12 protein-coding genes are annotated in these 19,604 nt (G+C 45.5%); 11 read left to right on the forward strand and 1 reads right to left on the reverse strand.

Translation table 11 applies throughout. From position 1 onward, the window contains the following. The first annotated feature begins 359 nt into the window (after nt 1–359). From QT996_RS03670 to QT996_RS03720, 11 genes are all read left to right on the forward strand, one after another. Nucleotides 360–1,217 (forward strand): calcium-binding protein, encoded by an 858-nt coding sequence (locus QT996_RS03670; protein WP_333044606.1) that lies wholly within the window; start codon nt 360–362, stop codon nt 1,215–1,217. 277 nt (nt 1,218–1,494) lie between these two features. Next, the gene (locus QT996_RS03675) at nt 1,495–4,299 is read left to right on the forward strand and encodes a tetratricopeptide repeat protein (protein ID WP_333044607.1); all 2,805 of its coding nucleotides are present in this window, start codon (nt 1,495–1,497) and stop codon (nt 4,297–4,299) included. A 24-nt stretch (nt 4,300–4,323) separates the two neighbouring features. Further along, nucleotides 4,324–8,415, forward strand: a complete 4,092-nt coding sequence (locus tag QT996_RS03680; RefSeq protein ID WP_333044608.1) for a tetratricopeptide repeat protein — start codon at nt 4,324–4,326, stop codon at nt 8,413–8,415. Continuing rightward, entirely contained in the window at nt 8,408–10,270 is a 1,863-nt protein-coding gene (locus QT996_RS03685) for a tetratricopeptide repeat protein (RefSeq protein ID WP_333044610.1), read from the forward strand. The genes QT996_RS03680 and QT996_RS03685 overlap by 8 nt, the downstream gene beginning before the upstream one ends. Nucleotides 10,271–10,312: 42 nt before the next feature. Continuing rightward, on the forward strand, nt 10,313–10,954 hold the full coding sequence (locus tag QT996_RS03690) for a Uma2 family endonuclease (protein WP_333044612.1): 642 nt from the start codon (nt 10,313–10,315) through the stop codon (nt 10,952–10,954). A gap of 167 nt (nt 10,955–11,121) precedes the next feature. Beyond that, nucleotides 11,122–11,856 (forward strand): glutathione peroxidase, encoded by a 735-nt coding sequence (locus QT996_RS03695; protein ID WP_333044613.1) that lies wholly within the window; start codon nt 11,122–11,124, stop codon nt 11,854–11,856. Nucleotides 11,857–12,056: 200 nt separating this feature from the next. Continuing rightward, nucleotides 12,057–13,028, forward strand: a complete 972-nt coding sequence (locus tag QT996_RS03700) for a sodium-dependent bicarbonate transport family permease (protein ID WP_333044614.1) — start codon at nt 12,057–12,059, stop codon at nt 13,026–13,028. Between the two features lies 1 nt (nt 13,029). Further along, nucleotides 13,030–13,341: a P-II family nitrogen regulator gene (locus tag QT996_RS03705; protein WP_242728729.1), complete on the forward strand. Its 312-nt coding sequence runs from the start codon at nt 13,030–13,032 to the stop codon at nt 13,339–13,341. A gap of 456 nt (nt 13,342–13,797) precedes the next feature. Further along, on the forward strand, nt 13,798–14,829 hold the full coding sequence (gap, locus tag QT996_RS03710; protein WP_333044644.1) for a type I glyceraldehyde-3-phosphate dehydrogenase: 1,032 nt from the start codon (nt 13,798–13,800) through the stop codon (nt 14,827–14,829). A 216-nt stretch (nt 14,830–15,045) separates the two neighbouring features. Then, nucleotides 15,046–15,411, forward strand: coding sequence for a DUF1823 family protein (locus QT996_RS03715; protein ID WP_333044616.1), 366 nt, complete (start codon nt 15,046–15,048; stop codon nt 15,409–15,411). A 292-nt stretch (nt 15,412–15,703) separates the two neighbouring features. Then, nucleotides 15,704–16,399, forward strand: coding sequence for a CsgG/HfaB family protein (locus tag QT996_RS03720; RefSeq protein WP_333044618.1), 696 nt, complete (start codon nt 15,704–15,706; stop codon nt 16,397–16,399). A 182-nt stretch (nt 16,400–16,581) separates the two neighbouring features. On the opposite strand, the gene QT996_RS03725 is transcribed toward QT996_RS03720, so the two are convergent. Next, entirely contained in the window at nt 16,582–18,894 is a 2,313-nt protein-coding gene (locus QT996_RS03725) for a protein phosphatase 2C domain-containing protein (RefSeq protein ID WP_333044619.1), read from the reverse strand. Between the last annotated feature and the right edge of the window lie 710 nt (nt 18,895–19,604).

The raw sequence follows: 19,604 nt of genomic DNA on the forward strand, positions 1-19,604 counted from the left end.
GAGCATACTCCAATTAAAAAATGGTCTCTGTGTATCTTCCGGCTATTGTTTTAATAATGACTAGCCACACCGACGGTCATTATGGTAAACTCGCAAACGTTTAAGTGGAATATTTTCGTGTTAGAGGAGGCAGTGGTGGAGTCGAGAGTCAAAAGCAGGAAACAACCGAGATTTGCTGCTCAACGAATACAGGATTCAACTCGCGCTCGCAGGCCCGCTGCTGACAATTTAAATTACATGACAGCTTATAGCAGCCGGGTCAATTAGGGTCTCAACCGATGTCCGGTTTCATTTATTGAATCCCTTTGGAGGGAAAAGTGTATTGTAGAAAAATGATTGATCTTTTAGGAGGAGTGTAAATGACCCAGGTAACTAATCCAACAACCCCAGCAAGTTCACTACCAGGTGGTAATGGTGGCTCAACCGTTATTGGCACAACCACCGATAACAGGTTGAACGGCGGCCCCGGCAACGATATCATCCTGACTTTTGGGGGCAATGATGTCGTCGCTGGTGGCGGTGGCAACGAGCTGATTATTACCGGAGGCGGCAATGACAGTATCGGCGGCGGTGACGGCAACGATACTGTCTTTTCAGGAAGTGGCGCCGATGTGGTCGCTGGCGGCAGCGGCGATGACGTCATCTTTGCTGGTAAAGGGGATGACCTCGTTGACGGCGGTGATGGCAATGACTTGATTTCTGGCGACAAAGGCAACGACACCGTACTCGGTGGCGCTGGCAACGATACAGTCTTTGGCGGCATGGGCAACGATATTGTCGGCGGCGGCGCTGGCAACGACAGCCTGTTCGGCGGTAAAGACAACGATACTGTCAATGGCGGTGATGGCAATGACTTTATCTCTGGCGACAGAGGCAGCGATGTCCTGACCGGCGGTGCTGGCAGCGATACGTTCTACTTCTTCTCCAGCGGTGGCGATTACGGCGTAGACACGATCACTGACTTTACCCCAGGCGAAGATAAGATCCGCTTGAAATCGGGTGGTGTGTTCTCTGGTTTAGGCACCAGCTTCGAGGCAAGCGAGTTTGTCGTCGTTTCTAATTTCAACGCAGCCACCCCAGGATCTGCCACAACGAACAAGTTGGTCTACGACCCAACAAGCGGTACGTTGTTCTTCAACGGCAACAGCGGAGTGCTAACTGTGGCTCAGTTGCAGCCTGGCCTGACGATCACCTCGAACAACTTCGAGTTGTTCTAAAACAACTGGCTGTGGTGGGGCAGCACCAGATAAGATTTGGGGCTGTTCTCACAAAGCCGATAGTTTTAAAGGATTTCAACCTCACTCTGCCACAAGCGGGGTGAGGTTGAAATATTCAATGCAGGAACTGAAGCAGGGGCAGTACAAAAAAATCGATCGACAGCTATTGATAAAATTAATCGATCGCCCGATCGGGCAAAATATAAATACAAAGTTTTAAAATTAGAAGTTCTAGGTTTTACTGAAGCGGTAAAAAAACCGCAACTGCTGGCTAGCAATGAGCACTGAAGAATATATCCGGCAAGCCCAAATTTATTTGAACCGGGGGAAGTTAACGGAGGCGATCGAGTTTTGCAAAAAGGCGATCGAACTTCAACCGTTTTCGCCCTCGGCTTACACGACTTTAGGCGAAATCCTCGAAGCTCAAGGCGATCCGACGGCGGCAAGAGACGCTTTTGTGCAAGCTTTGGAGATTTCGCCGCAGTTTTTTCTGGCTCATGCTTATTTGGGTCAACTTTACAGCGACTATTCGTGGCTGGATGAAGCGGTTTTTCACTACCGGCAAGCTCTGGATTTGAAACCAGACTGGGCGGAACTTCATTATAACTTGGGAAATATTTTTCACAAGCAGGGTAATTTGTTGGGGGCGATCGGCTGTTACCGAAATGCGATCGCCAACAAACCCAATTATCTCGATGCTTTCTACAATCTGGCTGTGGTTTTAGATGAAAATAGTCAGCTCGAAGCGGCAATGGATACCTACCGACAGGTGATTGCTCTGAAGCCGGATTACGTGGAAGCTTACAGCAATCTGGGTGTGATTTTGCTAAAGGAGGATCGGGCCGCGGAGGCGATCGAGCTTTACCAGCGGGCGATGGAGATTAAGCCGGATTGGGCAACGCTGCACAATAATTTGGGTCAAGCCTTGCTGGACAAAAGTCCGGAAAGGGCGATCGCATCTTACCTCACAGCTATTGAGTTGGAGCCGGACATGGTTTTGGCTCACTACAATTTGGGGAAAGCGTGGCAATTACAGGGGGAACATTCGGCGGCGCTTGCTTGTTTCGATCGCGCCATCGAGCTCAATTCCGACTATATTTCGGGCTATACAGACGCTGGGTTTTCTTTGATGGTTTTGGGCAAAATTGCTGAAGCCATACCTTATTTTGAGCGAGCCATAGCTCTGAAGCCTGATTTTGTTGACGCTTACTGCCGCTTGGGAGACAGGCACACAGTTGTTGCTGTAGAAGATGATGAATTGTCAAGGGCGATCGCTGCGTGCGATCGATTTCTCACAGCACTAACTGGAAGGAAGAAGGAAGAAGGAAGAAGGAAGAAGGAAGAAAAAGAAACTATTCCCAATGCCCAATGCCCAATGCCCAATGCCCAATGCCCAATGCCCAATGCCCCATTACCAATTGCTGAAATTTGCGATAATTTAGCCGAAATTTACTTGCATTTGGGAAATGCTCTAACAGAGTACGGCGGACACGAATCGGCCGCCGTTTATTATCAAAAAGCTTTGCAAATTCAGCCCAAAAATGCAGAGCTTTACTGGCGGGTGGGAAATTCCTTAGCCCAGCAACAGCGGTTCAGCGCAGCAATTGCAGTTTACCGCATGGCTTTGACGATTCAACCTGCTTTAGCGCAGGTTTATTTTGAGTTGGCAAAACTGCTGGAAAAACAGGGGCGCTGGGAACGGGCGATTGATTATTATCAAAAAGTTTTAGAGCTGCAATTGCACGGTTATGGGAATCAGAAAGAGTGGAAAAAAAAGAGCTTTATATTGCCAGATAGCACTTCTATAAAACCTCCTCACGGTATTTATTTATCGAGCTGGGATTGGCTGGTTAATGCTAAGTTAGATGCTGACAATTATGTGGAAATTTTTTGGAAATCGGCACCCGAAGCAAGTGCCGAAAATATTCCCAATTCCCAATTTGCGAGATCCAATTCCAAATTGGCCAGTTCCGAGTGTGCCGGGTTAACTTGCGGGCTGTGTTTGCAGCGACTTTCTAAGTGGTTCGATCCGGTGCATTTGGGTTGGGGAGTGTGCCGTTTGTCAAACTCGCAACCCATACCTGTGGCGCAGCCAAAGACTTTTGTGGCACAGATTCCCAACGGGCGAGTTTGGATTGTGCCGCAGGAAAATTATTGGCTGATTTGCAAGGCGATCGCTGTAATTACTCCTGACAATTATTTGTTGGCTGATGTGTCGAGAGATTATCCGGGGTTTTTACCTGGATGCGAAAAGCATGATGTTAGAAAACACAGTGTTTTTCAGTTAGAATCATTTCCAGGTTTAAAGCAAATTGACGGCAGCGTGGCGGTGCTTTCTGGTTTGTCGGGAAATGTCTATTTTCACTGGATGGTTGACGTTTTGCCGAGGATAGAATTGCTGCGGCACAGCGGTAGGGATTTGGCGGAAATTGATTGGTTTTTGGTGAATAGTTGTCAGCACCAATTTCAGCGGGAAAGTCTGAGAATTCTGGGCATTCCTCAAGAGAAAGTCTGGGAGAGCGATCGATTGCCTCACATTCAAGCAACAGAGTTAATTGTGCCGTCTTTTGCTGGATATTTGGGCTGGCCTTCGGGGTGGGCGATGGATTTTTTGAGGCGGGAGTTTCTCAAGGGAATGATACCGAGTTTGCGCTATCCAAAACGCATTTACATCAGCCGCAGCAAGGCAAGATATCGACGAGTTTTGAACGAAGAAGATGTGGTTGAGGTTCTGGAGAAATTTGGCTTTGTTTCTATTTTGCCTGAGTCGATGTCTTTGGCAGAGCAAATAGCTCATTTTTACCACGCTGAGGTGATAGTTGCTGCCCACGGCAGCGGCTTGACAAATACGATTTTTTGTCACCAGGGAACTAAAGTAATTGAGTTGGTGTCGCCTCACTATATCAGCCATTATTACTGGGGAATTAGTCAATATTTGCAGTTGGAACATTACTTTTTAGCGGGGGAGGCTTTTGAATGCTATCCTATTAGACAGTTGATGTATCAGAATTCCCTGACTGAGGATATTTTGGTGAACTTGAGTTCGCTGAAAAGGATGGTTGAGGTGGTGGGTTTGGGTTAGTTGGTGTCTGGAGAAAGTTTAATTATGCCCTCGATTGAGAAGATGGAAAAGGCAGCGGTTGATTTGAGTCGGCAAGCAGAAGTTTATTTAGCCGAAGGAAAGTTGAAGGAGGCAGTTGCTGCTTGCGAGTCAGCGTTGAAAATTGAACCGAATTTGGCTGCAGCTTGCCAGACGCTGGGAAAGGTGATGCAGGTTCGAGGTGAAATCGAGCAAGCTAAGCAGTGGTATGAATCGGCGATCGATCGCAATCCAAATTTGCCGGAAGTTTATGCTAATCTCGGCATTTTGTATTCTCAGGGGAAACAGTGGGAAAAGGCGATCGCCAATTGTGAAAAAGCGATTTCGCTAGCGCCTAATTTTGCTGCTGCTTATCGGCAGTTGGCGAGAATTTGGACGCAGTTAGAGAAGCGAGAAGAGGCGGCAGACTGTTGGTATCAAGCTTTTAATATCGAGCCAAATTGGGCAACTGCTGACGAGCACGTCACTCTGGGAAATAGTTTGGTGGAATTGGAAAAGTTCGATCGCGCTATTGAATGTTATTCGCGGGCAATTAAGTTAAACCCCAAGCTGGCAACAGCTTATCACAATTTGGGGGAAATGCTGGTTCGGGAGAAACGGTGGGATGAGGCGATCGCCAATTACCGACAAGCCATTGCCCTGAATCCAGATTCTTTTGAATCTTACCACAGTTTGGGTAAAACTTGGGCGGAGCGAGGAGAATGCGATCGGGCGATCGCCTGTTACAACAAAAGCCTCGAACTCAATCCCAACTACGCTCGTGCTTACGTGGGTTTAGGTAATGTTTTCGCACAAAAACGCGACTTTGATGCAGCCATTAAATGTTACCGTCAGACTCTAGAAATTAATGATAATTCCTACTGGGCATACAATTGCTTAGGGGACGCTTTGGCTCACAAAAAACTGTGGGCTGAAGCTATTAGTTGCTACCGTAAAGCTATTGAAATAAATCCAAATATTCCTTGGTTTTATGTCAATTTGGGAATTGCCTTCACCTGCGAAAAATCCTGGGATGAATCTGTGGCTGCTTACCTGCACGCGGTTCAGATTGAGCCAAATTTGACTGGAATTAATCAGAGGTTGGGATATGTTTTGCGGAAGCGCAGCGAATCGGGTTTAGACAGCACAATCGAAACTTATTGTCAAGGTATTGAGGTACTTGCAAGCGGGAAAATTTACCACAAATTGCTGGGAATTGAGTTAGATGGAGCGGAGTTTTATATAAATTTAGGCAATAGTTTAGCAAAACAGAAGCAGTTGGAAGGTGCGATCGTATTTTATAGCATGGCACTGCAAATTGAACCCAATGCTGCGGAAGTTGTCGCCCAACTAAATGATGTTCGGGCGAAACAACAGGAGTTATACGCACAAATTGCCACTTACCGCCACCAAATTGATCTCGATCCGAGCAATTCTAAGCCTTACAACGATTTAGGAAATATTTTACCGCAATTAGGGGAATTAGAAGAAGCAATTATTTGCCACCAAAAAGCGAGCGAATTGAGGGGTTGGCATGAGTGTGCGGCGAAAGATTATCAATTTACGCAAGATTGGTTTACCCACAATATTCCTATTTGGAAACGGCATTTACAGGAATTTACCGGAATTGCGGATTTTCAAGTTGTGGAAATCGGCAGTTTTCAGGGAATGTCTGCTTGCTGGCTGCTGGATAATATTTTAACTCATCCGACGGCAAAGATTACTTGTATAGATTTGTACTTTCAAGAACATTTTAAGGGCAATATTGTTAAAACTGGAGCAGGCGATCGGGTAATTGAATTAGAAGGTTACTCTCAAGATTTGTTAATTAATTTGGCTTCGGAATATTACGATGTTGCTTACATTGACGGCTGCCACAAACCAACCAGTGCTCTGCAAGATGCGATTTTATCTTGGAGGTTGGTAAAAGTTGGCGGATTGATGATTTTTGACGATTACGAGTTTACGTTTCCCGACAGCCCGGAGCAAGATACTAAAATTGGCATAGATGTTTTTTTGGAGATGTTTGGACGCCAGTTAGAAGTAGTACACAAAGGCTATCAGCTCATCGTCAAAAAAATCGGCAATCAAAGTTTGGGGGAAGAGCAAACTCTGTTGTCTCTGGGTTGGGAAAAATTGGGGAATATTGCGGCTAATTCCGGTTATTCGGATGAGGCTATCCAACGCTATCAAACAGCTATTAAAATTAAGTCGGGCAACTACTTAACTTACCACAAGTTAGGTAAAACTCTGCACAAGAAAGAACTATTTGATGAAGCTAGGGCAGCTTACCAACAGGCGATCGCACTAAACCCTAATTTTAGTTGGTCTTACCACTTTTTGGGGGAAACTTTGCAGGCGATGGAGGAATACGACGAAGCCGCTGCTGCTTACCGCAAAGCTTTTGAGTTAAATCCCGATTTTTGTTGGACTTACAACAATTTAGGTGATGTGCTGATGGAGCTTTCTGAGTGGGAGGAAGCTACTGTTGCTTACCGCAAGTTAGTTGAACTAAATCCCGATTTTTGTTGGTCTTACGATAGATTAGGTAAGGCTTTGATTGCATTGGAAAACTGGGAAGAAGCAGCGGCGGCTTGTCGCAAAGCTATTGAATTAAATCCCGATGATTGTTGGTTGTACAATAGTTTGGGGGAAGTTCTGGAATCACAAGAAAATTGGCCAGAAGCAGCAGTGGCTTTTGGTCGTGCTATTGAGCTAGAATCTGAGCATAGTTGGCTATACAAAAAGTTGGGTGATGCACTGCGGAAGCAAGGAGAAGTGGAAAGGGCGATCGCCATTTATGAAAAAGGCATCAATCTCGATCCAAAATCCTGTTGGTGTTACGAAGGATTGGGTTTGAGCTTAATTGCCAAACAGCAGTGGGAACCTGCAATCACTAATTTAGTTCAAGCACTGCAAATTCAACCCGACTTGTTTGAAGCTTACGATAATATAGGTTATGCTCTGGAACAACAAGGAGAAGTCGATGAAAGCGATCGGGGAGAATACAGCAATCAAATCTTACCCTTAAGTATTCTCAAAAAATACTGTGGGTTTACAGAAGATTTGATTGTTGCAGCAGAATCCAATTCGCACCTCACCTGCATTGACATCCATCCTGCGAGTCAAATCCATTTATCTGATTCCAAAACAATCGACAGCAGCCGTAGATTTTCGGAAGATCAAAGTCATTCAAGAAAAGCTTTTGTTGCCGTATTGCCAAACGGACGAGCTTGGGCAGATGTGGTGACTACCGCCGTAATTACTTCAGACAATAAACTTGTTCGTGATATTTCAATGGGTTGTGCTGAATTGGTAATCACTTCCGACAAATTGCCTCCCGCTGAACACGTCGATGGAAATGTAGCTTTTTTATCTGCTCGCTGGGGTGGAGCAGCTTATTTTCATTGGATGTTTGATGTGATTACGCGATTTGACCTTTTGCAGCGAAGCGGATTGATAGAAACTATAGATAAGTTTGTTGTCAATGCCAGGGATTCTTCCTATCAAGCAGAAACTTTAAAGAGTTTAGGAGTTCCTCAAGACAAACTTTTAGAAAGTCGCTGCAATTTACACATTACAGCGGATAAATTAATAGTACCGTCAATATCTTATGACGGATCGGGAGCGGTTTCAAAATGGAAGTGTGAATTTCTCAAACACATATTTTTAAATGAACAACAGCCGCGAAACACAGACTATTCAGAGCGAATTTATATCAGCCGCCAACAAGCATCCTATCGACGAATCGTCAACGATGAAGAGGTAATTAAATACTTAGAAAAATTTGGGTTTCGCAGTGTCAAGTTGGAAACGATGTCCGTAGCGGAACAAGCAGCGTGTTTGGCTGCTGCTAAAGTAGTTGTCGCACCTCACGGCGGGGGGTTGACTAATCTAGTTTTTTGCCGTCCCGGAACTAAGGTAATTGAAATTTTTTCTCCTCTTTACGTGCCGCATTGTTATTGGATGATTAGCAATTTGTGCGGTTTGGAACATTACTATTTAATTGGCGATTTGGTTGAAGATGGCACTCCGACAAAACCCTTACATAAAAATATGCGGTTGGATTTGAAGTCGCTGGAGAACTTAATGAATTTGGCAGGAGTATTGCATGGATAATGAATACTACAATTTGGGGAATTCCCTGCAAGAAAGCGGTCGGTTTGATGACGCTGTGGCGGCTTACAAAAAAGCTATTGAGTTAAATCCTAATTTTTCTTGGTCTTATCACAGTTTGGGCGATGTTTTGCTGAAACTTGAAAAATGGGAGGAAGCTGTCGTTGCTTACAAAAAAGCTGTTGAGTTAAATCCAGATTTTTCATGGTCTTATCACAATTTGGGCGATGCTTTGCTGAAACTTCGGCAATGGGAAGAGGCTGCTGCTGCTTACCACTGCGAGATTGCACTTAACTCGGATTTTGCTTGGTCTTTTTGCAATTTAGGCGACGCTTTAACTAAACTAAAACAGTGGGATGAAGCTATCGCTACGTATTTAAAAGCTATTGAAATTGACGCATATTTGCCGGGAATTTACGAGAAGTTGGGATACGCTCTCGGACAAACAGAGTCTGATTTAAAGTTAGTGTTAGAACAATCTCAATTGCAAAATACACCGGAAAATTGGGAGTTTTATTTGCAGTTAGGAAAGAATTTAGCCAAGTACGATCGCCCAAAAAGCGCAATTATTTTTTACAAACTGCTATTGACAAATATGCCGAGTAGTGCAGAGCTGTCAGCGCAATTAGAGGAGTTGTTGCAGCAGCAAGAAAAGTGCGTTAGCCAAGCCCTCGAAGAGGATCGCGCATTAGCATCATCTCGCGCAACTGTCGCCCAAAAACCCGATGATTGCTGGTCTTATTACAATTTAGGTGCTGTTCTGAGCCACCAAAAATATTGGGAGGAAGCGGCGGTGGCATTTTTCCAAGCAATAAAAATAAATCCCGATCTTCCTTGGTGGTTTTATTACAATTTGTGGGAAGTTTTGGTTAGGCAAAACAAGCTGGATGAAGTTGAGAACTTGTGCCGCGAAGTTGTTGCAGCTAAACCGGAGGCTTTTTGGCCTTATCTGAATTTGGGGGAAGCTTTGACGAGGCAAGGTAAAATTGCGGAGGCGATTGATTTTTATCGAACTGTCAGTTTTAAACAAAGTTTTGCATCTATTATAAGTAATAGGACAGGCAAGATGCCTGTTCTACAAGCAGATACAGGCATCTTGCCTGTTCTACAAAATTGGAACTTAAAACCCGTCCAATTTCCTAACTTTATAATTATTGGTTCTCAGCGGTGCGGCACAACTTCTCTTTATACTTATTTAGCCCAACACCCGCAAATTTTGACTCCGATTAAAAAGGAGATGGATTTTTTCTCGTGGCACTTTGACAGAGGGATTGATTGGTATTTGGCTCATTTTCCGCCCATGCCTCCGGGAGAGCACTTTTTGACGGGCGAAGCAAGTCCAAGCTATTTTGACTCTCGGGAAGCACCGAAACGTCTCTACAGCCTGTTTCCAGAGGCGAAACTGATTGTACTTTTGCGAAATCCGGTCGATCGAGCGATTTCTCAATTTTACCGCTTGACTGGCTTAAATTGGGAAGCGCGATCGCTCGATCGAGTAATTAGCGATGAAATTGAACGATTGAATCAAAATCCAGAATACATCATTGGCGAGGAACCGGGGAATTATTTAGCTCGCGGTAGGTACATAGAATTTATAAAAAACTGGCGGGTTTTCTTTCCACGAGAACAGTTGTTAATTTTGAAAAGCGAAGATTTTTATGCAGGTGCAGCGGCAACTGTCACGCAAGTTTTAGAATTCTTAGATTTACCCGAATATCAATTGTCTGAATACCAAAATGCTAATCCTGGTTTTTACCAGCCTGTCAATCAATCAATTCGCGATTGGTTGAGCGATTATTTCCGACCTTACAATCAGGAATTAGAGGAATATTTGGGGAGGCAGTTTGATTGGGAATAAAGTTGAGCTAAGATTAGAACAACTTGTAATGAGGTAATACCAATGCTGACGTTCGAGCTAGATACGCTACTTAAGGAACAAGCACTTCAACGCCAAGATCCTGAAGATCGCTACATTACCGATAGCGCCAACTGGGAACAATACGAGATACTGCTGAATCGGATTGGAGATACAGCGGGATATCGAGTTACTTATTTAGATGGAGTTTTGGAAATTATGTCGCCTTCTCGCCGCCATGAAAGTCGCAAAACTGGCATTGGAAATCTGCTAGAAATTTACTTTGTAGAAGCTGACATCGAATATTTCCCTTTTGGGTCTACAACTCTGCGACAACAGGAAAAAAGTGGCGGTACGGAACCGGATGAAGCTTACTGTATTGGCACAGATAAAGAATTTCCCGATTTGGTAATTGAAGTGATTGTTACCAGTGGCAGCATCAATAAACTAGAACTGTATAGAAGGTTGAATGTGCGAGAGGTTTGGTTCTGGCGAAATAACCGATTTTCTATCTACCATTTGCGAGAAGAAATTCCGGTTGAATTCGTGTCCAACTGCGGTTATGAATTAATCACACAAAGCCAATTGCTACCGGGCATTGATATCGATATGTTGACAGAATGTGTAAAAAATCCTCACCCGTTAGCAGCAGCAAAGGAATGGAGACAGAATTGCCGACCTACTTAAACAGCAAGTTTTAAATCTGCTAGCTGTCGCAAAGACAATCAACTGAGCTCGCTCACGCGCGCCCAAGTTCGAGAAAAAAACTCGCCTCCCCTTGACAACTCATACTCGTTATGAGTACGCTATAATAAGCAAAGGAATTGAACCCAAGTACCCAAAAATTTAAAATCATGCTGACGAACCAAGAAGGTCAAAGAGTACCCAAAGTCACCTTTCGCACTCGCAAAGACAACGAGTGGGTGGATGTCACCACCGATGATATATTTGCAGGTAAAACCGTAGTAGTCTTCTCGCTGCCGGGAGCTTTTACTCCCACTTGTTCGTCAACGCACCTCCCTGGTTACAACGAATTGGCCAAAGTTTTTAAAGAAAACGGCGTAGATGAAATCGTTTGCATTTCGGTCAATGACACCTTTGTGATGAACGAGTGGGCAAAAGACCAAGAATCAGACAATGTGACGTTAATTCCCGACGGTAACGGCGAATTTACTCAAGGCATGGGAATGCTGGTAGACAAAACAGATTTAGGCTTTGGCAAGCGGTCTTGGCGTTATTCGATGCTGGTAAAAGATGGCTTGGTTGAAAAAATGTTTATTGAGCCTGATGAACCCGGAGACCCTTTCAAAGTGTCCGATGCCGAGACGATGCTCAACTACATCAACTCCGCAGCAACCAAGCCGAAGTTAGTTTCGCTGTTTACAAAAATGGGCTGTCCCTTCTGCGCTAAGGCTAAGGGAATGCTGAGTCAAAAGGGCTTGGATTATGAAGAAATCGTCTTGGGCCGGGATATCACAACCCGATCGCTCCGGGCTATGACTGGGGCTACAACTGTGCCGCAAGTATTTATCGACGGCAAGTTGATCGGTGGTTCCGAAGCCCTAGAGTCTTATTTGGCAGTTGCTTAGTTAAACCAAAATACTTAGCCTGCAGGTGCCCTGTGCACACCTTCGTTGTAGGGTGCGTACTGTGCGCCTTTGCGGTATTTGGGGGTATTTAGCCCGATCGAGCTTCGGAGTCAAAAGTTCGATCGGTCTATTGATCCATTCTCGTGCAACAATTACTGGGGAAGTAATATTAAAAACGCAAGAAATGGGAGTGACCGATCGTGGATTTGAGTTTAGTATCGTCAAATATCTTAAATCCCCCAATATTAGCTTTTTTCATGGGAATGCTGGCAATTTTTCTCAAATCTGATTTAGAAATTCCAGCGCCCATCCCCAAACTGTTTTCGCTGTACCTGCTGTTTGCGATCGGATTTAAAGGGGGCGTGGAACTCTCCAGAAGCGGAATTGACCAGCAAGTCGCCCTGACAATTTTGGCAGCGATGCTGATGTCAATGCTAGTACCAATTTATACTTTTTTCATACTGAGAATCAAACTCGACTCCTACAATGCCGCCGCGATCGCAGCTACCTATGGTTCCATCAGCGCCGTCACATTTATCACCGCAACCTCCTTCCTCACAGCACAGGGGATCGACTTTGACGGTTACATGGTAGCCGCGCTAGCATTAATGGAATCGCCAGCAATTATAGTCGGTCTCATTCTAGTGAGTGTATTTGGCGGGGAAGAAGGAAAACGCGAAATAGTTTGGCCAGAAGTGCTACAAGAAGCATTCCTAAACAGTTCAGTTTTCCTGCTGATTGGCAGCCTAATTATGGGAATACTGACAGGAGAACATGGTTGGGAAGTTATGAGTCCGTTTACTCAAGACTTGTTTTACGGAGTTCTAACTTTTTTCTTGCTAGACATGGGGCTGGTTGCTGCTAGCAGAATTAAAGATTTGCAAGAAGCAGGAATTTTTCTGATAGGCTTTGCAATCCTAATTCCCATAGTCAACGCAGTAATTGCTTTGGTAATAGCCAAATTAATCGGAATGCCGGAGGGAGACACTTTGCTGTTTGCCGTCTTGTGCGCGAGTGCTTCTTATATAGCAGTACCAGCAGCCATGCGCCTAACTGTTCCCGAAGCGAATCCAAGTCTTTACATTTCAACTGCCTTAGCAGTGACATTTCCATTTAATATCATTGTAGGCATTCCCCTGTATCTATACGGAATAAATATGTTTTGGAGGTGAGATGATGGAGTCAGTCAAAAGAGTAGAAATCATAGCCCACTCAGTCGAACTCGGCAAGATTTTAGACGGTTTAGACAAAGCTGGCGTACCCGGTTATTCGGTGATTCGTGATGTCGCTGGAAAAAGCACCAGGGATCACGTTTCTCGTGGTTCATCAATGACGGCACTGGATAACATTTATGTGCTTGCTTTTTGTTCACCAGCTCAAGTTTCAGCAGTTGCAGAAAACATTAGACCAGTGCTAAATAAATTTGGTGGGTCGTGTTTTATTTCAGATGCCGTGGAATTGCTAATTACTAGGTGCGTCGGGTAGTCATTAGTCCTTAGTCATTGGTGATTATACCAATTCCAAAAAGTAGAGCTGCATATAGATTGTACGCCATAGGTGTAAGGACACGGCAATGCCGTGTCTTTGCGCGTATCTGCGACTTTAAGCATCGGCTTCGGACCCGGACAGCCGCTGGTGAGAATGCCACTCCGTTTTTGCTTTGGCCTAAGTTTTTTCTAATTACTTTAGCGTGATTTGAAAAAGGCGATTTTGACAATAATTTCTGTCTATTATAGCACTTTTACCAGTTTATAATCATCAGGCATCAGCCATTAGCCAGCGGTCATTTCAGGATTAATTGCGCTTCCCCGCGGCAGAATTCAGAATTATTAAGAGATAGAAAAGAATCAGTTGCAAAAATCCGTTAGCGTGGTAAATTCTAAGCCACCACAGGCGATGATCGCCCGATCGACTAACGATATTTTCAATAGGAGTTTAAACATGGCTGCATTAAAAGTCGGCATCAACGGATTTGGTCGCATCGGACGGCTAGTCATGCGTGCCGGCATCAAAAACCCCAACATCGAATTTGTCGGCATTAACGACTTAGTTTCGCCAGACAACCTGGCTTATCTTTTCAAATACGACTCCACCCACGGCATTTACGACGGCGAAGTTGAAAGCAAACCAGACGGGATTGTCATTGATGGACATTTTATTCCCTGCACAGCGATTAGAAATCCGGCAGAATTGCCTTGGGGTAAATCCGGCGCCGATTATGTTGTAGAATCTACCGGATTGTTTACAGATTTTGAAGGCGCATCAAAACACTTGACGGCGGGAGCAAAACGAGTAATACTTTCAGCACCGACAAAAGATCCCGAAAAAGTACCAACCTATCTAGTAGGGGTCAACCACCACAAATTTGACCCGGCCACAGATACTGTTGTTTCTAATGCTAGCTGTACGACGAATTGTTTAGCACCAATTGCCAAAGTTATCAACGATAACTTCGGTTTGGAAGAAGGTTTAATGACGACAGTTCACGCAATGACAGCTACTCAACCAACTGTAGACGGCCCCAGCCAAAAAGATTGGCGGGGAGGACGCGGTGCGGCTCAAAATATTATTCCATCTTCCACCGGTGCAGCGAAAGCTGTTACTTTGGTGTTGCCGGAATTGAAAGGAAAATTGACTGGGATGGCTTTGCGCGTGCCAACTCCCGACGTGTCTGTAGTTGACCTTACTTTCAAAACGGCGAAGGAAACTAGCTATAAAGAAATTTGCGAGGCAATGAAAAAAGCCTCTGAGGGTGAACTCAAAGACATTCTTGGATATACTGAGGATGCGGTAGTTTCGACAGATTTTCAGGGCGACGCGCGATCGAGCATTTTCGATGCAGGTGCGGGAATTGAACTGAATTCTAAGTTTTTCAAAGTTGTTTCCTGGTACGACAACGAGTGGGGTTATTCTAGCCGCGTGATTGACTTAATGCTGTCGATGGCCCAGAAAGACGGAATTTTGAATAATTAATTTTTTTGGGGGTGGCATTTTGGGCGGGCTCGCGTGTCTACCCCACAAACAAATTCCTATGATTTTTTGTGAAACGGGCATCTTGCCCGTTTCTGACCATGATATAGCAACCTTCTGGGTAGTTAAAGCATTTTTAATTGCTGAAACAATTGGTTTCCTATTCCTTCTTTCCCAATGCCCAATGCCCAATGCCCAATGCCCCCTCGGTTCCTTTATATGTCTGAATTACCACCGCTGAATAACGAAACTATTTGGGCTATTCTCAACGAAGAAATCGACGATGCTGCTGTCAATCAGCTAGTTTGGCAGTATCTGGGCTACCGCTGGGATGCCGAGACTGGCAAGTGGAACAGTGCAGGTGTTGCACCCGAGTGGCGGCAAGAGTACCCGGAACCGCCGGATTTTATCGATTCTAGGCCGGCGACGGTGAAATTGACTCGATCGATCCCTCCAGAAAATAAGCAATTGCTGAAGGAAAAATTGGGGTTTAAGGGCTATAAAATTGGGGAATTCGGGCCGAGACAGACTCGCAGGGCGACGATGGCTAATTGGTTGATGGGTTTTATCGAATCTGGGGCGTAAGAGGAATTTTGGATGACTGTGCGGTTCTTGCCCAGCTTAGAGTACAGAGATATTAGATTTTTTGGCAGGAAGACCCCTAAATCCCTATAAAGGATTGAAAGCTTGATTAGACTCTTCATCTCTTTCTCTGGGTCAAGAGCTTACTCTGCGGTTAATTAACAAAAATTAAGCCTTTTGAAAGTCAAAAAACACTAAAACCCGCCAATTCCAACTCCCTCGCCCCCAACCCTGACATCGGGCTGTTCCGTAAAGTATCCTAGAGTCGGCACAAAACAACTGTGAGGTAAGCTTTATGAAAACAACCACCCTATCTCGCTTAACCAGCATTTCCCTCGCTACCCTAATGCTAGCCGACGTTTCAGTAAATGCGATCGCCACACCAGCCACCACCGAACCCGCAACCCAACTCGCCCAAGCAACTGCCAAAAAGCGCCTCGTCGTCATGGACTTCGACTACGGCACCACCAACAGCTATTACACTTCCTACAGAGGAGTCGGCGCCGCCAAAGGCATCAGCGAACTGCTAATCAACGAACTCGTCAACAATGGCACTTATACAGTAGTTGATCGTAGCAAACTCGAACAAGTGCTCAAACAGCAAAATCGCAGCGGCGCGATGGATGCCGGCACAGCAGCCGAAATTGGCAAACAATTAGGAGTTGACGCCGTGCTCATCGGCACCATTACCAAGTTTAATATCGACAAACAATCCGGCGGCGGTAGTTTCATGGGAATCGGCGCAGGTTCGCAAAAAACCAAAGCTACCGTTCAAATAGACGTGCGGTTAATCGGTACAGCTTCAGGAGATATTCTTGCCACCGCCAAAGCAGTAGGAGAGGCAGATCAAAGCGATTCTAATATTTCTGTCAGAGGTATTGGCGGCAATTCCAGCAATAGCAATGAAGACTCACTTTTGAGCGCGGCCGTTGACAAAGCCGTATCCCAAATGGTGACTAAACTGGCAGAAGTATCTAACAAATTAGGTTAGAAAGTTTAAAACAATTTTAGATTTTAGAGTGGTACTTGTTAACTTCCCCATCTAAAATCTAAAATTTTTTCAGCTCCTTGACCTGCAATTGTACCCGTTAATATTAGTTTTGTTTAGGAATCGGCCTTTTCCTTTATACTAAACTCTATAAATTTCGCTCAACATACTCAAGGATTAACAGTTTAATTAGCATTGGGATTTGAGTCAGCCTCAACGCATTTCCCCTTTTGAGTTGGGTTTAATGGTAGGTTAGAGACTACTTTAGAAACAGCAGCTTGTTCTTGAATCCATCCAATTTCCCCCGCTTGCAGCTTCTTGGCGCTTTCTACTTCAACTGTTGGCTTAACTGCCGGGGAAGGCGAGGGTGTTGCCGCAGCGGGAGATGGATTGACTGCAGGTTTTGAAACTGTAGAAAAATCTTTATTTGACTTGGGTTTGGGAGAGTTCGATCGCACTATTTCAGGAATCGAACAAACTTTCAATTCCAGCCAATTGCCTTGAGGCGTAAGCTGTTTGTTTGTCACCTGCAAAACGCTGCCGGCGGGGACTGATCCTTTGACAGTCAACTCACCGATCGCGACTCGCAAATCCAAGCGATCGCCCTCTTTTCCCACTTCCCGAGCCGCAGAACTTTTAATCTCTATAAAGGAGCCTGTTTCTAAAGATTGAACCGGAGAAGCTACAGATTCAACAGTTTTCTCCGGCGTGCTTCCAGCTTTAATTAAACCGCGTTTTCCGAAAATCGACTCCCCGGCAGTATCGATCGCGCGACCCACCGGAGGGATGAAAAAATAAGCAAATACACCCCCCAACCCTAATAAAAATAAAATTTTCAGCAGCAGCGAAAATAGGCTTTTGCTTTTCTCCGGCTGTAACAACTGCGTTTTTCCTTCAGAATTCCCATCGCCAAGGCTTGTGGGCCCATTCAAATCCGTTGGCATATCCTCGCTGTCGGAAATTAGTTCGATCGGCGTATCTAGGGGTGCGACAGACAGTTCTGGATAAGTATTGCCGTCTTCTCTCAAATGTGCTTGACAGTGAATTAAAGCAACAGTGACGTTATCGTGACCGTTTCTAGTATTAGCAATCTCAATCAGTCGATCGCGCGCCTGACTCAAATTAATGCTACCGTCGAGAATTGGCAAAATCTCCGCTTCCCAACATTCCTCAACCCGGTCTTTATCACTCAAACCGTCGGAACACAGCAGTAAAACGCAGTCTTCATCCACCGGAAAACGCTGCACAGTCGGGTGGAGAGTGTTGGAGGACGTAATGCCCAAAGCTTGAATCAGAGCTCCCGCGGCCACTTGTTCCAAAGCATCCCGGTAGAGAGAGTAGCCCAAACGCACCTCACGGCAAGCCACATTATCATCGAGAGTAACTTGATAGCAGCCGGTACGGGTAATCCAGTAAGCCCGACTGTCTCCGACGTGGGCGACATAGAGCTCGTGAATGTGGGCTAAAGCCATAACTAGCGTAGTTCCCATCCGCTGGCGGCCTTGGCGGTGTTCGCTGTCGTTGCGACTGGCTATCTTGTCGTTAGCAGCACAAGCCGCCCGTTCCAGCTTGGAAGTCAGGCTCAACGGGTCCCAATTAGCCTGATGCAGGGGCATTTGCTGCAACTTGTCGCGCAGCACACCAATCGCTTCTTCCGAAGCGACTTCGCCGCCGTCTTGTCCGCCGATACCGTCGCAGACGATCGCGCAAGCTTCCGATCCCGGGTTTCCTGCGAACACCGTACCGCTGGGCGGATAGCAAGCATCTTCGTTGTGAGCCCGGGATCTGCCTACATCCGTGCCCGTGGCAATTTCAACGTGACGATCGTAATATCGGCCGCACTTTGCCAAAGCTTTATCCAACTGGCCCATCAGTTGTTCGCCGTGGCGCACTTGACCGGCAACCATTTGCTGACAAAGTTGCCTCAAAAAATTAGCAATATTTGGGTGAGCATCTTCGAGCCACTGCTGCCACAATTTGCCCAACTGCGACAAATGAGGCGGTTTGCGATCGGGCTGCAATTCCAGAAACCGCACCAATTGGCCTTCCACTCGTAGCAGTTCCGGAGTCAGCAGTGTGGAAGCCACGCCCTGAGCGATACACGGCTGCCACAACTGGGCAATTTGCCACAGCCAATTGAGCTGGCGCATCGCTGCGGCTCCTTTCCAGGAATCCGCCAATTCCGGCATTAAAGATTCCGTCACCTTCAAAATAGGCCCGTTTTCCAGTAACCAGATATCTCCCGATAGCTTGCTCATCTTGGACGATACGAAGCCGTATACTTGAGGTACGTGCAACTGATAGGTAAACAGTCTCAGATAAGGAGTGACAACACTCGGAATCTCTTCGGGCAGTTCCGGCAAGTGTTCGGGTTGGGTATCGACAAGAAGTCGATCGCGCTTGACCAAGTAGCGACCAGCGATCAGATCGCCTGGCTTACACCCTTTGATCCCTTCACCTAAAGCCCATAAGTAGTGTTTTGCCACAGAGTTTTGCATAAGGGTTCCTGACGCCTTTGGGCAAGCGTGCTGATCTGAACTATTTTAGCGATTGAACCTCGACGGGTTGATACGTGGCGATTATTTGACACCCCCGCTTTCTCAACAGACGGGGATTCTTAAGACTTCGCAGTCCTAATATCCTGATTTTTCAGGTTCCCGGGATCACCACGTTTCCACTGTTGTGTGCGTAGTGATATCTGCTACACAAAACTTGGCTAAACTTATTTAAGTCTCACCATTCAATCGGGATTGCTCCTGAAGGGTCTGCTTCCTGCTTCACCCAAGGGAGTCGGCTCCTTCTTGTCCACAGGCGTTAATTCGGGTGTAGCCCACCCTAATCGAATTAATTTTAGTTGAAGATTTTAGCCATGAGTCATCCAATATTTTCAACCAATTTAACGAAACGCGGACTCCCGTTCGACCTTTTTACAGGCTGGTCAGTTTTGACTTGCACGCTCGGTTACTCTCCCAGATAATTAAGCCTTGGTTTTTGGCATCGCTCTAATTCTACCACCCACAAAGGTTAACCAGTCAAGTTAAGTATGACTAACTTTAGTAAACTTTTTGGCTATTTAGTCCAACTCCTGACAATATTTTAGGCGTGATTTTCCCCCAGTCTAGGGGTAGGTTTTAACGCCTTGTACTGACACGAACAGTTTACCATTTTGTTGACGACCGGATGAATCTTGCTATGAGCTTTCAGGGTT

Source organism: Microcoleus sp. S13C4, from assembly GCF_036700865.1.
Taxonomy (GTDB): domain Bacteria; phylum Cyanobacteriota; class Cyanobacteriia; order Cyanobacteriales; family Microcoleaceae; genus Microcoleus.

Coding starts and splice junctions, on each gene's coding strand:
- QT996_RS03705 (WP_242728729.1), top strand. CDS start 13,030: ATGATGGAGTCAGTCAAAAGAGTAGAAATCATAGCCCACTCAGTCGAA.
- QT996_RS03680 (WP_333044608.1), top strand. CDS start 4,324: ATGCCCTCGATTGAGAAGATGGAAAAGGCAGCGGTTGATTTGAGTCGG.
- QT996_RS03675 (WP_333044607.1), top strand. CDS start 1,495: ATGAGCACTGAAGAATATATCCGGCAAGCCCAAATTTATTTGAACCGG.
- QT996_RS03695 (WP_333044613.1), top strand. CDS start 11,122: ATGCTGACGAACCAAGAAGGTCAAAGAGTACCCAAAGTCACCTTTCGC.
- gap (WP_333044644.1), top strand. CDS start 13,798: ATGGCTGCATTAAAAGTCGGCATCAACGGATTTGGTCGCATCGGACGG.
- QT996_RS03725 (WP_333044619.1), bottom strand. CDS start 18,894: ATGCAAAACTCTGTGGCAAAACACTACTTATGGGCTTTAGGTGAAGGG.
- QT996_RS03690 (WP_333044612.1), top strand. CDS start 10,313: ATGCTGACGTTCGAGCTAGATACGCTACTTAAGGAACAAGCACTTCAA.
- QT996_RS03715 (WP_333044616.1), top strand. CDS start 15,046: ATGTCTGAATTACCACCGCTGAATAACGAAACTATTTGGGCTATTCTC.
- QT996_RS03720 (WP_333044618.1), top strand. CDS start 15,704: ATGAAAACAACCACCCTATCTCGCTTAACCAGCATTTCCCTCGCTACC.
- QT996_RS03670 (WP_333044606.1), top strand. CDS start 360: ATGACCCAGGTAACTAATCCAACAACCCCAGCAAGTTCACTACCAGGT.
- QT996_RS03685 (WP_333044610.1), top strand. CDS start 8,408: ATGGATAATGAATACTACAATTTGGGGAATTCCCTGCAAGAAAGCGGT.